12 protein-coding genes and 3 pseudogenes are annotated in these 14,403 nt (G+C 54.1%); 1 reads left to right on the top strand and 14 read right to left on the bottom strand.

What is annotated here, in order from left to right; all coding sequences use genetic code 11:
• Positions 1–23 precede the first annotated feature (23 nt).
• Positions 24–1,298: a plasmid recombination protein gene (locus tag U8U68_RS18035; protein ID WP_322203321.1), complete on the bottom strand. Its 1,275-nt coding sequence runs from the start codon at positions 1,296–1,298 to the stop codon at positions 24–26.
• Between the two features lie 145 nt (positions 1,299–1,443).
• Positions 1,444–2,505 carry an AAA family ATPase gene (locus U8U68_RS18030; protein WP_322203318.1) on the bottom strand — a complete coding sequence of 354 codons (1,062 nt, stop codon included), beginning with the start codon at positions 2,503–2,505 and terminating at the stop codon, positions 1,444–1,446.
• A 178-nt stretch (positions 2,506–2,683) separates the two neighbouring features.
• On the opposite strand from U8U68_RS18030, the gene U8U68_RS18025 reads away from it, so the two are divergent.
• Positions 2,684–3,196 (top strand): GNAT family N-acetyltransferase, encoded by a 513-nt coding sequence (locus U8U68_RS18025; RefSeq protein ID WP_322203316.1) that lies wholly within the window; start codon positions 2,684–2,686, stop codon positions 3,194–3,196.
• A 151-nt stretch (positions 3,197–3,347) separates the two neighbouring features.
• Here the strand turns inward: U8U68_RS18025 and U8U68_RS18020 are convergent, their stop codons facing one another.
• The 12 genes and pseudogenes from U8U68_RS18020 to U8U68_RS17965 all read right to left on the bottom strand — a co-directional run.
• Positions 3,348–3,719 (bottom strand): TnpV protein, encoded by a 372-nt coding sequence (locus U8U68_RS18020; protein WP_322203315.1) that lies wholly within the window; start codon positions 3,717–3,719, stop codon positions 3,348–3,350.
• On the bottom strand, positions 3,602–5,776 hold the full coding sequence (locus U8U68_RS18015) for a recombinase family protein (RefSeq protein WP_322203313.1): 2,175 nt from the start codon (positions 5,774–5,776) through the stop codon (positions 3,602–3,604). Before U8U68_RS18015 ends, U8U68_RS18020 begins: the two co-directional genes overlap by 118 nt.
• Positions 5,777–5,848: 72 nt before the next feature.
• Positions 5,849–6,124, bottom strand: a pseudogene (locus U8U68_RS18010) (helicase-like domain-containing protein); the annotation flags it as partial.
• Between the two features lie 1,040 nt (positions 6,125–7,164).
• Positions 7,165–7,491, bottom strand: a pseudogene (locus U8U68_RS18005) (MSCRAMM family protein); the annotation flags it as partial.
• A 740-nt stretch (positions 7,492–8,231) separates the two neighbouring features.
• Complete coding sequence (locus U8U68_RS18000; protein WP_322203309.1) at positions 8,232–9,638, bottom strand: MSCRAMM family protein; 1,407 nt, start codon at positions 9,636–9,638, stop codon at positions 8,232–8,234.
• 79 nt (positions 9,639–9,717) lie between these two features.
• The gene (locus U8U68_RS17995; RefSeq protein ID WP_322203307.1) at positions 9,718–10,551 is read right to left on the bottom strand and encodes a transglutaminase domain-containing protein; all 834 of its coding nucleotides are present in this window, start codon (positions 10,549–10,551) and stop codon (positions 9,718–9,720) included.
• Positions 10,552–10,654: 103 nt separating this feature from the next.
• Complete coding sequence (locus U8U68_RS17990) at positions 10,655–11,479, bottom strand: sortase (protein WP_322203305.1); 825 nt, start codon at positions 11,477–11,479, stop codon at positions 10,655–10,657.
• The gene (locus U8U68_RS17985) at positions 11,476–11,703 is read right to left on the bottom strand and encodes a hypothetical protein (RefSeq protein WP_322203303.1); all 228 of its coding nucleotides are present in this window, start codon (positions 11,701–11,703) and stop codon (positions 11,476–11,478) included. The genes U8U68_RS17990 and U8U68_RS17985 overlap by 4 nt, the downstream gene beginning before the upstream one ends.
• 9 nt (positions 11,704–11,712) lie before the next feature.
• Complete coding sequence (locus U8U68_RS17980; protein WP_367575852.1) at positions 11,713–12,414, bottom strand: cell wall anchor protein; 702 nt, start codon at positions 12,412–12,414, stop codon at positions 11,713–11,715.
• Positions 12,415–12,421: 7 nt separating this feature from the next.
• Complete coding sequence (locus U8U68_RS17975; RefSeq protein ID WP_322203301.1) at positions 12,422–12,892, bottom strand: ParB N-terminal domain-containing protein; 471 nt, start codon at positions 12,890–12,892, stop codon at positions 12,422–12,424.
• Positions 12,849–13,670, bottom strand: a complete 822-nt coding sequence (locus tag U8U68_RS17970) for a ParA family protein (RefSeq protein WP_322203299.1) — start codon at positions 13,668–13,670, stop codon at positions 12,849–12,851. The genes U8U68_RS17975 and U8U68_RS17970 overlap by 44 nt, the downstream gene beginning before the upstream one ends.
• 623 nt (positions 13,671–14,293) lie before the next feature.
• Positions 14,294–14,403: pseudogene (locus U8U68_RS17965) on the bottom strand (IS5/IS1182 family transposase); the annotation flags it as partial.

The raw sequence follows: 14,403 nt of genomic DNA, 5'->3' as shown, positions 1-14,403 counted from the left end.
AGTCGGGAGTGTAGTCAAAGCGGCTACCTCTCCCAACCCTTGCTCCTGTTCTTCTGTTTTCTCGCTTCACGCTCGGCCTGCCGCCTGCGCTCCGCTTCCTCCTTTTCTCTCCGCTCCTGCGCTTCCTTGACGCTGAACAACTCCCTGACCTTGCTGACAAACGCCCGCACAAGGTCGGGGAAGTGCTCCATAGCGTCCAGAAACGGCTGGCACTTCTCTTTCAGAGCGTCATACCGTTCCTGCGCCTTCTCCAGCGCCGATGAAGCCCTGGAATACTGCTGGCGGTAATAGCGGGCGTTTTCTCTCAAATTGTGAATCTCGTTTCGGCTGGTAATGCCCTCCTTCGCCAGCGAGGTAAGCTGGGAGTAGTCCTCTTTGGTGATAGCGACCTTTCCCGTGATGGTCTTTTGGCCCATGCTGTCAATGTCGCTGAGGGTCATGCTGACCTCGTGGGCCGCCTGGTACTTGGTCTGCTCCCTTGCAATCTTCTCTTGAAGATTGGAGAGCCGTTTGGTATCTTTTTTAATCTGATATTGGAGCGAACTCAGATTTTCGGAAGTGCTGCCACGCTCGCCACGCTGGAAGTCGGTAAAGCCATGCTCCCGCATATGCTCGAACAATTCATCTTGCAGGACGCTGTATGACGCCCGGTACTTCGGCTTGCCGTTCTTCCGCAGGATTGCCCTACCGTATTCATCGGTGAGGGGAATATCTGAAGCCCATTTCTTGGAGTGGCTGATCTGATGGATAACCTCTTTCACCGTTCCTCGGAGGGCGGGGTCTTTACACCGCTTGCTCCACAGGATTTCTTTCTCGACCACAGGCAGGACAACGGCATGGAGGTGATAGTGGTACACATCTTTTCCCAGCTCGTCACTTGCCGCCCTGTTGATTTCATCGGCGTGCATGACAGCGGAGATGACATTCTCAGCACCGAACTTATCTTCCAGAAAGCGCACCGCTTCGGCGTAGGACTCCTTGGCGTAGTCATAGCCGCCTTTCCGCTCAAAGTACATCGTGTTCACATCAATGATAATCTCGTCAAAAAGGGTAGCGTCCTGCCGCAGCCCCCGCAGGCTGATTGCACCGTCCCCTTCCATCTCCCGCAGGATTTCCATATAGGACTTCCCGCCGGGGTCACGAAAATGAACATTGAGGGGTATCCGCTCCGTTACGACATTGATGTTGTCGTAGCTTTCGTTCTTCCTCTCATTGTGCCGTTCTGCCGCCCCAATGTCTGAGGACTTGTGCTGCTTCACACGGGCACAACTCATATCGGGCCTTTGTTCTTTTGCCATCGTTTCCTCCTTCCTGAGAGGTGGCGGGGGAGCGCCGTTACACAACATTCTGCGAATGTGTGTAACCCACTATGACACTTTCGGCTTCGCCGCAAAGATGTCGTGGGCAAGGGCTTTCCCCCCTTGACCTCCCTTAAAACCTCAATCAAAAAGGCAGGCCGTCATCTGCCATGACTGCCTGCCGTTCCTCTTTCGGTTTTTCGCCCACCGTCAAAGCCCAGTACCACAGAAAGCCCTCCTTCACCGAGTGAACGCCGGCTTTCTTCTTGGCCTTTTTGATGGTCGATTTCTTGAAGCCTGCGGCTTCAAGTTTTGTTTCGCACTCGGTAGCAAGCTGCGGCCTGCCGTCTGAAAGAAGCTCTTTCAGAAACGCAACCGCACCATCTACCTTTTCGCTCGGCCTGCCCAGCTTCGGGGCAAAAAGGGAAAATGCTTCGTCCGCTGTCAGTTCTATTTCATCGTGGAAGTTCACGCCCTTGTCAGTCACTTCAAAGACAATGGCGTTGCCAGTCGGGGCAAGATTGGACTTTACCTGTACCATATACCGCTCCGAAAGGTTCTCCTTGTTCTGCGTCCTTGCCACCGCCAGAATACTTCTTGCGGCGGCGGCAATGTCGATTGAGCCGTTGGTTCGGTACAGCGGGGAGGTATCCCTGTTCTTGTTCATGTGCGCCACAACAACGATTGCACAGCCCGTTTCCTGTCCGATTTTGATAAGGTGGTTTAGTTCCGTTCTCGTTTTGTTGGCGTCGTTCATGGAACAATCTTCCCCGATATACGAACTCAACGGGTCAAGAATGAGCAGCTTGACATTGTACCTTTCGATTGCCTGTTGCAGTCGGTCATCTCCAAAGGTCAGGTGCTTTTCATTCTCCTTGATGAAGATAAGGTTGTCCCTATTGCCGCCGGAAGCGATAAACCTCGGTACAACCGTATCGTCTGCGTCATCCTCCGTGGTCTGGTAAATCACCGTCATTGGCCCGCTTGCTTCCTCTGCCTCTTGGAAAGGCAGGGGCTTCCCATCAGTCAGCAGGGCGGACAGCGCAAGCATGAATTTGCTCTTGCCATCGCCCGGATCGCCTTGGAGCAGGGTTATCTTCCCGAATGGGATATAGGGATACCACAGCCATTTCACCTCCCTGGGCGTGACCTCGCTCGCCCTGATAATCTCCAAAGTAACCGTGTTGTTGCTTCCGTTTGCGGTCATTGTGTGACCTCCTTTCGATTGATTTTGCTGCCCTGGGCAACAGAAAAGCACCCTATCCCTACGGTGCTTTTCTCTGGCTCAGATGAATGCTTTAATGGGGGTTGAATTCCGCTTGGGTTGGTGGTATACTATATTCGTAGTAATTCGACAAATCGGAATTTGAGGGGAGACAATAAAAATGATAGAGCTTAGGAGATTATCAGTAGATGATGGAATGGATGTATATGTAATGTTACAAGAAATTCCCAAAGAAGAGAACGGGTTAATGAACAATGCTAACGGGTTATCATTTGAGGAATATAAAGACTGGTTGAAGAGAAAATATGCAGATTCCGAGCAGATTGGACTTAAAGACGGTTGGAAAGTGCCGTCTACTACATATTGGCTTTATGCAGATGAGAGGCCAGTTGGTTTTGGCTCTATCAGGCATTTTCTCACAGATGCGCTTCGTGAAGCGGGGGGGCATATAGGGTATGGAATAGCTCCTAAGTACCGTGGGAAAGGATATGGAAAGAAAATTCTTGAGCTTTTACTTGAGGAAGCCAGCTGTCTTGGAATTGATAGAGTACTTGTTACAATTCAGTTGGACAATGCTGCATCAAAGGCAGTAGCATTTGCAAATGGTGGTGTGATTGGGAAACAAACAGATGAACGTATATTTGTTTGGATAGATACTGTGCGGAAATGCTGAAAATTTATTTTTGATAATGATTCTGTCAAATTCCAGTTTATCGGGCCGCTCTTGATTTTGATTTCTTCCATTACACAGGGAACTTAATGACTTCTTGATTACTTCCTGAAAAAGGAAGCTGCCACCTCCCGATGACAGCTTCCTTTTTGCCTTATGCGTAAATCAAATTATTCAAGACCACTTCCTCGGCGGCAGAGCGGATATTGTTCATCATTCCCACCCAGCGCAGTTGATTTTCGGCTTTCAGCCGTTCCGTCACGCCCTGTCGCTCCGCCATGTCCTTTATAAGCCGTTCCATCATCTCGCTTGCGGACTGGTCGATTTCCTCAAGGTAGCTTGCCAGCTTATCAGACAGTACAAGCTGAGAATAAAACACCTGCCTGTGCTCTTTCAGATACCTCCATCTCATTCTGCCATACCTGCCGATGTTCGGGCTGGCCGGGGAGGTAAGGCAGGGGTAATAATAGTCCCCGATAAGCTCGTAGCTGATACCTGTTCTTTCGTCTTTGATGAAGCGTTCCATTGTGCGTTCTCCTTTGCTTTTTTATCGTGATAGGCTTTCAAGGTAACTTGATTGTGCTTCTCTTTGCGGCATTTATCGGAGCAAAGCGTCTGCTGGCTATGCGTAGGCCAGAACAGCTTGCCGCACACAGCGCATTTGCGCTGGCGGTAATAATGCTCTCCACGCTCCGCTTCCCGTTCAGCCTTTTTCTTATCCTGCCTTGCCTGATAACAGCACTCGTCGGAGCAGAATATCTGCCTGTTGCTTGCCGGGGTAAACTCCTTGCCGCAATGGGGGCAAACCTTCGGGGGGACAGACACGCCGCCGTTTGCCGCAATCTTCGCCGCCTTGCGCTTCTCCCGATACGCCTTTTCTCTGGCCCGCTGACGGGCTAACCTCTCTTTTTCAGCCTGTTCCTCCTGTGCCCTGGCTTCCTCTAATTCCTGTTCGGTGTAGGCAATATCGACTTTCCCGACATAGTTGAAGTATATATCAACCTTTTGTGTCCGGGCTTTTCCCGTCCCCACCGCTTCATAGACAACAATCTTGTCAACGAGTTCGGAGAACATCATATCGGTCACTTCAACGGGGTCTTTGTACTTCCGTATCAGGGAAATGAAATGCTCAATATCAAGGGGCTTTGCCCTTTCCTCCGCAACGGCGGCTTTCAGCTTGTCCATTTTGGCTTCAAGGTCTGCCTGTTCTCTGTCATACTGCACCGAAAGCTGCTTGTACTGCCTTTCAGGGAGCAGACCGGACATGAGGTTTTCATACAGCCCCCGCACAAGTCTGGAAAGCTCGTCATATCGGGTCTGCAACCGCTTCAATTCCTGCTTGCTCTGCTGGGGCTTCGCTTCCTGCTTGTCGGCCCACAGGGATTGAAGTTCCGCCGCAAACGCTTCCTCGTCTTGCAGGACAAACCTGGAAAGCCGTTTGACCGCAGACAGGAGCAGGGCTTCCACATTGTTGGCGCTGATGGAGTGGGCCGTACAGGTGTTGATCTGGCTGGCGTACCCGCCGCAGCGGAAAGAGTGCCGGATGGAGCCGTCTTTCTTACTGTGATGGGTCTGCAAGGTCATACGCCTGCCGCAGTCGGCGCAATAGAGGTAGCCGCTCAGACGGTTATATTGACTGCCCCAGGGGGAGGCCCGCTCTACCCGCTTTATTCTGCGGTGAACGCTGTCCCACAGTTCTTGCGAAATGATGGCTTCATGCGTATTGGGAAACACATATTGTTCCGCTTCCTCGGTTTCCCTGCGCTTGTGCAGCTTGAAGCTCGTGACAACAGACCTGTGCAGGACGGTGTGTCCAAGATATTCCTGCCTGTTCAATATCTTCTGAACCGCCGAGAGCGACCAAAGGTATTTATCCGAAAATTTCTGCCCATGGTACTGCTCTGGATGTTTTTCCTTTGCGTGTGCGGCAGGGATTAAGACCTGCTCCTCGGTCAGTATGGCGGCGATTGCCCGTGAGCTTTTGCCCTCGTTGGCAAGCTGGAAGATATGCCGCACCACCTCGGCGGCTTCGGGGTCAACAACAAGCGTCTGCTTATCTCCCTCCACCCGGTTATAGCCATAGGGGATACTGCCCGAACAACGCTTCCCGTCTTTCATGCGTGAATCGAATACCGCCCGAATCTTATTGCTCGTGTCTTTGGCATAATATTCGTTCATTATATTCAAAAACGGGGCAAAATCGTTCTCAGAGGTGCTATTACTGTCAATACCGTTGTTTATGGCAATGAAGCGTACATCTTTCTGAGGAAGCAGGATTTCCGTATAAAATCCCACTTGCAAGTAATTTCTCCCAAATCTGCTCATGTCCTTTACGATAATTGTGCCGATGTTCCCGGCTTCCGCTTCGGCTATCATTTCCATGAAGCCAGGACGGTTGAAATTAACTCCAGAATAACCGTCATCCGTAAAATGGCGAATGGCTGTGAAGCCATTTTTGCGGGCGTAATCCTCCAGATATTTCTTTTGATTGGTGATTGAATTTGACTCCCCAACAAGGTCATCATCTCTTGAAAGACGCTCGTAAAGGGCCGTAATTCTTGCTTTTCCTGCCTTTTTTGACATTTTTTACACCTCCGTTTCGATATGTAGTTATAAATTTAGAGGGATATACTTTTTCCATCTGAAAAAAGTATATCCCTCCGGGGCCAACTCGATGGCGGTGACGGTTTCTCCAAAGGTAGATGCCCATGCGTCAAAATTGAGCAGACCGTTCCGTTCCAGCGTATGGTACTGCAAATACTTCTGCATGGTATACATCTCCACCATCGTGTTGGAGATGGGAGTGCCTGTGGCAAAAATAACGCCCCGGCCCCCGGTCAGCTCGTCCAGATAGCGGCACTTCATATACAGGTCGCTGGACTTCTGCGCCTCCGTCTGGCTGATGCCGCCCACATTCCGCATTTTAGAAAATGCGGCGAATAGCGATAGGTAAGGTCTTGAAGTTATCTCCGCCTTTTCCCCCGCTCCACACCGGGCATGCAACTTTCATCGCACCCGGCGTTCCATCAAACCAACTTACTAGCCTCCATCGGGGTTCAACACTCTATGCCCTCACGGTACATATCGTGCTTACAAATTTCACATATTTTTGTACTTCTGAATCTTCTTTAATACCTTTTCGTCTATATTCGGCGGTATTGGGCCGTTATTGACCATTCGGTAACAGTCATTACATACTGCCTTTGTTCGACTTAATGTTATGGATTGCGGTTACTATGGTCACTTCATTTATCATAGCTTCTACAAGACCTGTAAAAGCGATTCCCTCTTTCGATTTCGCATAGAGAAAATCTAAGGTCTGCTTCATCTCCGCTTCTGTTGAAAATCTGACGTTCAAATGCACAAGGCTATCACCTCGCAGTTCGCCACCCATATTTCAGGGGGTTGATATTTTCTTTTGTTTTGTGAAATTTGTAAATTGGTCTGACTAGTCCCCTTCGCCGTGGGCATTTCAGCCCATGTAACTGGCTTATTCCAGTCTCAGACTACTATGGGACTGCTGACCTCCTGTGCTTTCACCGCCCTGTATGGCTCCAACACAGGCTCTCAAACGTTCCTAAATCTCTATCCTTGTGCAGATTTAACTGCTTGAAGACCTTAGGCCGCTACCTTACACCGTAGGGACAAATACACTTTGAATCACAGTTGCTGTGTATTCTGCATGGCATTTCATCCATACAGGAACGCATTGAAAAACCAGCAATACATTCTTCCCCAATCTTTCGCCCTTTCGGACGCCCGTCAACTCTTACGATGCTGCATAGCATGTTCTGCGTGTAGCCATAGTCTTCGGAAGACCGCACTATATATTCCATATCCGTAAGGACTTAGGACAGTCAAGTTACGACTTCATCACGCTTTATACGTGGGCGGATACAGCCGCCTCGCATAGTGAAGGATTATCTCGCACACCGCCTACAGTTTTGATATTCTGTCATCAGCGTTGATTTGGTGATCTTGATTTCCCCCTGTGCGTCGGTGGTAAAAATGCCGTTCTGCGTCAGCGTGGATGTGCCGATCACGCCGTCCAGCCCTACCTCACAGCCTGCGGCGGTGGTCACGCGGAACTCCGCGCCGGGGAGGGGCTGGCCGGTGGCGCTGTCCCGCTTCTGGATAATGATGGCCCCGCGAGGCTGGTTCTTAAAGGTCAGGCTGACGGTGCGGCCCTCTTTGATCTGGACGGTCTGGCTCTGCGTGTCCAGAATAAAGCCAGCGGGGGCGCGGGTTTCCGTCACTACCACACTCTTGCCGGGGGTCAGGCCGGTGATGCGGATTTTTTGCGATAGGTAATCCTTTGAAGTAATCTCCAGATTTTCCCCCGCTTAGCACCGTGCGCGACAGTTTCCCGTCACACGGCGCCCCATCAAACATTACCTATATTCGATTTTACAGTTGCCAACCAATGAGCGAAATTTGTTCAGCTTGGCAAAGTTCAGTTTCACGTCTTTCAGCTTGTCCAGGTATTTCTGTATGGTGTTGGATTCAGTAGCGTGGATGAGCTTATGTATCCTAATTTAACAGTACCCTTAGGTCTTCTCTATAAGCCTGTCTGCTTGCCACCGCCTGTAACGGTGCAGGGGCTTTCATAACGGGCGAGTTTTACTCATCCCCACAGACCTCACTCTCAGGTGAGATTGGCCTTTCGACCAATTCCGGATTTAGACCCGTACAATCGAGAATACGCCTCCACCATGCTGTAACATAATGGATTCTAACCATAGATACTGAGAGTTGGCCTCCGGTCAACTCTTGGACTCCCGGCCTATCACGCACTCGACCACCTCTGGTTCGCTGTTCCTGTACCGCGTTGCCGCGGCCTTAGGGCGCGCTCTCAGCCGACTTCACCGAGCTCATAACACTTCTGCCCCTGAAAGCATCCATGCCATTCGGAGTATCAGAGCAGGCATTTGGGGGCGTTACCCCTTCATTCCACCTGTCGGACGATTAGTTCTATGAAACCATCTTATGAAGCTCCTTTCAATCTTCTCTTTCTTGGCTCCACGCCTAACCTTTTCAGTTAGGAACGTGTCGCACCGCCGTTGTCATCGGTGATACGGTCAAGATAGTGGGTGCCGTCCTCAATCCGGGCGATACGGAAATGGACGCCGCCCAGCCGGGTGCCGTCCGAACTGGTCTTGATAAGCCGCAGGGAGGGCTTGGGCGTGTTGGTAAACACAAAGTTGGCGTTCTCGTCCGGGTTGACTTGAACGACACGAACAGCATCATCAATCAGGTAGCCGTCCGGGGCCTCCAGCTCCCGCACTTCGTATGCGCCGGGGGTCAGCTTGGAGAGGTCGATCTCGCCGTTAATGTCGGTGGTGAACTCCTGACGGTAGGAGCCGCCCACCAGCTTGAACTCAAAACGGACATTGGGCAGGGATTTCATGGTTACGCTGTCCACCTTCACCAGATGGATGCCCGGTTTCAGGGAATTGAAAAAGACCAGCTCCCGCGTCTGCGTTTCACCGGCCTTCAATTCGATCTGCTGGGGGGTGCTGTTCACCACATGGGCATCATCGGTGGCTACCTCTTTCACAAGGTAGGTGCCGGGGTCGAGGTCATAGAGGAAAATCTCGCCGCTGGCGTTGGTGGTGTACTCCCCGAACAGGTCGCCGTCATGCCAGACCTCAAAGGTCACGTCAGGCATGGGGGAATTGCTTTTCAGGTCGTACTTCAAAATACGCAGAGGAGGCCGCGCCCAGTTGGTGACGGTCAGCACGGGGTCGTCCTCGGTGGCGGGGTCATACGGGTCAATGTGGATGCCGTGAGGGGTCTTATCCAGCACATACCCAGCGGGGGCGGCGGTTTCCGTCAGGGTGAATTTTTCGTCGGCGGGCAGGTCACGCCACACGATCTGGCCGCTGCGGTCGGTGGTGCCGGTGACGGTGGTGCCGCCGCTGCCGGTCAGGGTAAACTCGGCCCCCTCCAGGGGAGCGCCGCCCGCCCCGGCCTTGATAACTTGCAGGCTGGCAGTGTCGGTTTCCTCCGTACCGCTCCACTTAAAGGGGATTTGAGCTTCCAGTGTGGTATAGCCGGGGTCGGAGATGATATAGGACTGTTCCGACGCGGCGGGGTTATAGGCCAGGAACAAGTTGTACTGCGCCACGCCGCCCGTGGCCTTGATGGTGAAGCTGCCCTCGGTGGGCACATTGTCCACGGGGAGACAGACCTTGAATGTGCCGTAGTATTCCGATCCGTTAGAGTTGAGATTGGTGTTGTGCTGTCTGCTGGTGTACTTCCAGTAGCCGCCGCCGATGGTGCCGCCGTTCTTCTTGGACAGATAGTTGCCGTATCCGGCCTGTTGGATGGTAACGGTGCCGCTGTCGCCCAGCGAGGCGGCGCTGGCGGGGACGGCCATCAGGCCAAACAGCGTAGCCACCACCAGCAGCATGGACAGCAGGCGGTTGAAATGCTTGTGTTTCATGGTTTCTCCTTTCTTTCCGGGCATAAGAAAAGGCAGGCTGCTCTCACAGTCTGCCTATCCGATGCGGTGTTCGGTTGTCTTACTTGGTGCTTCCGGGGACGAACAGCTCTTTCAGGAAAGCCGTCTGTTCCGGCGCTCGGTCTGGATGGTTGGGGTAGGTTTCCCGAAGCAGCATGGAATGGCTGCTCGTCAGGTCGTTCAGGGACACGTCCACATGGAGCCACTGGCCGTCCACATAGACCATGTTCCAGGTGTGATTGCTGGTGCTGATGGTGAAGCAGGAGATGCCAGCCGCCCCGCACAGGAACTTGAACGCTCTAGCGTAAGAGCCGCAGGCCGCTTGCAGTTCCCCGCTGTGCTGGGCAAAGGTGCGGGTCACGCCCGCCGTCTTGCCCTTTTTGTAGGCCAGCAGGGTACACAGGTAGTCGTTCAGGTACTCCACCTTCTCCCGGTCGGTCATCCCGTCTGCGGCCTGGATGGTGGGCTGGACGAAGTCAAAAGGCGCTTGGTAGTTCTCCGGCATGGCGGCGGACACGGCGAAGTAGTCCAGGTGCTGCCAGTAGTTGGTGAAATTCTCCGGGACGTGATGCTCGTACCGCACAACGCCCTCCATCCGGGCCAGCAGGTTCTTCACGGCGCTGTACTCGCTGTCGCCCACCATCGTGTAGGCGGGGGCGGTATCGCTGGTGCCATCCACCATCGTCTGCCGGATGGTGTTGTAGAGCGCCCGGTCATAGACGGCGGTGAACACGTCCGGGTTGGCGTCCTGGGAGAAGTCCTCCCGGCTCCATTGGGCGGCGCTGATGGTGTAGGCTTCCGGCTGGGCTTCTGCGGCGTGGGCCGGGACGCTCAGACCGGTAACAAGGACTGTGCAGGCGATCCCGGCAAGCAAGCGGTTCAGACTGTTTTTCATTATGAATGACCTCCTGTTGTGTATGTTTGGGTTTTGCTGTCCCAACAGTACCACAAAGGGGTCAAACAGTCCAACGTGCGAATACCTTTTCAGCAGGTACGGGTCAGACCTCCACGGCCCGGACAGCCCAGCGGTAGGCGCTCTGATTGCGGACGCAGGTAAACAGGGTCACACAGTTTTCAGCGGTGGGGGCCAGCAGGGAGTTGTCCGTTTCGCTGATCTTGTTCACGCTGGTGACGGAGTAGGTGCGGGTGCCCAGCCGGGTGGTCAGGGTGATGGTGTCGCCCACGTTCAGGTTGTGGATGTCGCCAAAGTAGCAGTTGGTTCCCCGGTTGTGACCGGCGATGGCGCAGTTGCCGTCCCAAATGCTGGTGTCCTCAAAGTGGCCCGCCCCTTTCGCCAGGACGGAGCTGCCCGTACCCTCGTAGACCTTGACGTTCACATTCAGGCTGGGGATTTTCAGGGTCGCCAGATAGCCGCCCTGGTAGTAGAGGTCGGATGTGACCGACCTGATGCCGGTGGAGGGGGTGGGGGTAGCCGTGCCCCCGGTGTTGGTGCCGCTGCCGGACACGATGCCGCTGGGGATGGTGTTGAAGTCGGGCGGGGCTACGGTGACGCCGGTATTGCCGTTGATAACGGCCCCCTCGCCCAACATATAGCCGGGGGCCAGATTAGGGGTCAGGGGGTTGCCGGTGTTCAGGGTGTAGGCTGTGGGGCTTCCGAACGTGGGCGGGATCAGGGCCGCGTTCTTGCTCACGTCCACGTTGGGCAGTTCGCCCCGGTCAGCCGTGACCACCGGCTCGATGGAAGTGGACTTGCCGTACTCCGGGTCGCCGGGGCCGTCGATGTTGTACTCAAGGGCGCTGACGGGGACAGTCAGGGCCAGCATCAGGCACAGAACGGAAAAAAGCATGGTCAGTTTCTTCATGGTAGTTTACCTCCTGCGTTTGATGAAGTAGAACACGCCGCCGCCCAGCAGCACCCAACGGCCACCACGGGCAGGACGCTGTTCTTCTCGCCGGTGGGAGCGTCCTGGCCGGCGGGGTCGGCGGGGTCAACGGGAGCGGTGGGGTCGGTCAGGCCGGGGTCGGAAGTGTCGCCGGGTTCCTCGGTAGGGGCGGGTTCCAGGGCCGTGCCCTCGAAAATCGCCACATAGCGGATTTAATTCAGGTTGATACGGCTGACGGTGCCCGCATAGTCGGCGGTGACGGTGTAGCCCTTCACATAGGAGCTGGTGGCGGAGCCGGAGTAGGAGGCCACGGCGGTGAAGTGGCCGTCCCCCTCGGTCTGCCAGTTGACGGTCTGGAGTGTCAGGGAGTGGCCGTTGTCGGTGATGGACTTGGGGATATACTGCGTGTCCTGGTCGGCAAGGCCGGGGTAGGTGCGGGTGGCGGTGACGCTCTTGGTGGAGCTGCCATACCCGGCCACCTCCACCTTTACTGTATCCAGCTTCAGGGCCAGCGTCCCGGCAAGGCCGTCCTCGGTGATGAACTCCTTTGTCTGCGGGAGAAGGGCCAGCACCGCGCCCATGTCCTTGCTCTGGCTGGGAACGGACACCGTTTCCGTGTGCTGGCGGCTCTCTTTGGCGGGGAGTTCCTGTTTCAGCAGGTCGGTGAGGGTGTAGTGGTAGCCCTCCTGCTCGAAGTCGGAACGGGGGATGCCAGCGGGGTCGTCCTCCGGCCCCAGGTCGTACATCTTCCTGATCTCGCCGCCGTCCTCGCTCCGGGTGACGGCGGTGGGGTAGCAGGGGGACGGCTGGGCGGGTTCAGGCGGGTCGGCGGCAAAGGCGGCGGTGGTCATGCTCAAGGCCAGGGCCAGGACGCACAGCAGCCGAGCCGCGTGGGTCAGGGATTTCCGCTTCATAGATAAATTACCTCCATATTGTTGATTTTGGGCGCAAAAAAAGCCCGTGGCGCTCCACGGGTTCAAAGGTTTTTACCGGCTGAAAAAGGATGGGCAGGGTCTTTCTTTTCAGCAGGTACAGCAGGTTTTGAGGGGGAGAGTGTGAGAGGGGGAGGGCGTGGGAGGCGCCAGGGCCGCAAAAGGGTAGACTGTCCCCTTGGTGTGGCGTTTTACGCCTGTGGCCAGACACCATCTGATAGCTACCATCCGGCATGGGCCGCACCAGCACTGGGGAAAGAACACCGCGCTCCTTCACGCTTTCCACCATCTCCGTCATGCTCTCGTCCATCCGCACCTTGAACGGGTGGTTGGGGAAGTCGTTGATTTCAGCGGTGGGGAGGTCGGTCACATAGCTGCGCTGGGCGTTGTCCCGTTCCTCCTGGGTGGTGAACATACTATCGACTGAGGTCAGAAGTCCGGCTGCGCTGCTTTTCGCCAATCTTCAACACCTCCTTTGTCAGACTGCGGTAGGCTTCCGCCGCCCGCCCCCTGGGTTCATGCTGGAAAATGCTCTTGTCTGCCGTGCTGACCTCCGCCAGCCGCACCGTTGCCGGGATCACCGCGTCCATCACGGGCAGGTGTTTCCCAAAGTTCGATTTGACGGTGGCGACAATATCCTTGCGGAAGTTGGTTTCATTCGCCATTGTCAGGAACACGCCGCCGATCTTCAGCTTGGGGTTGATCTGCCGCTGGATGCTCCGCACCGTGCCCACCAGCTCCGTCATGTCCTCCGCCGCCAGATAGTCCGCCTGGACAGGGATAAGAACATAGTCCGACGCGGACAGGGCGTTGATGACCAGCATACCCAGCGAGGGACGGCAATCCAGCAGCACATAATCATAGTCCCGCTTTACGCTGTCCACATACTGCCGGAGTACCGTTTCCCGGCTCATCACGTTCACCAGGCTGACTTCTACGGCGGACAGGCTGCGGTTCCCCGGCACGAAGTCAAAGCCCTCACGGTGGTGCATGATCTCCGGGTGGCCGGTCGGCTCTTTCCCGGACACCACATCGCTCATGACATTGGCAAGGGTCAGGGGCAGGTCATGGGGTTTGCGCTGGCCCAGCATCTTGGTCAAATCCCCCTGGGGGTCAGTATCCAGCATGAGGACTTTCTTTCCGTCCAGCGCAAGACCGGCCCCCAGGTTGTAGACAGTGGTGCTTTTGCCAACTCCGCCCTTTTGATTTGCTACGCTTATCACTTTCGGTTTCGCCATTTTGGGGGTTCCTCCTTTCATGAATTTAGCCGCCTGCGGCGAAACAGGCGGCTATGTATGGGCATGGAAAAATCCGTCTTTCCCATGCAGAAAAGACGGCTTATCCAGTCGGGCGATATGTGATTTTAGGGGGCTGTTCAAAGGGCGGCGCTGTACCGTATGTCCGCATTTCCCGGTGTTTCGTCGTATCAAAGCTCATCCCTTGGTAGTAAATTCGTAGTAATTGGGGTGGTCTGTTGTCAGGAAATGCGGCGTAATGCGCTGTTCCACAAGGTTTTGCCGGTTCTCACAAAATATTTCATATAAAATTTTTCAAACAAGCCCTAAGATGTCCTAATTTTATCGCATTTTCCGTCCTTTTGACTCAAAAAAACACGGATATCCCCAAAAAAACGCTCCGATAAAACCAGAAAATTTTATATTTGAACAAAATTATATAAAAGAGTTTATCTCCACAATATGGAAATTTTCATAACACTGGAAAATGACCGCTATCTTTGCGGTGTACTTCCAGCTTTTGGCTACCTCCATTGGGTTTTTCCTTGACTATTATACGTAAATCTGGTATTATTTCCATCGGAGATGAATTTCCGTTTGAGGAGGTATGATAGCTGAGAATCTGTTTAGCATCTATTTAAGAGCAGACGAATAAAGGCAAGAGAAAACATTTGAAAAGAGTTCTGTAATTTACGTTCGCAGTTTTTCCAGAGTCTCCGACATTTGTCGAGCCAGG

Origin of the sequence: Acutalibacter intestini (assembly GCF_034334985.1) — a bacterium.
GTDB classification, from domain to species: Bacteria; Bacillota; Clostridia; order Oscillospirales; family Acutalibacteraceae; genus Acutalibacter; species Acutalibacter intestini.
The sequence above is the reverse complement of the archived record's forward strand: the minus strand, read 5'-3'. Positions and strand labels throughout refer to the sequence as shown.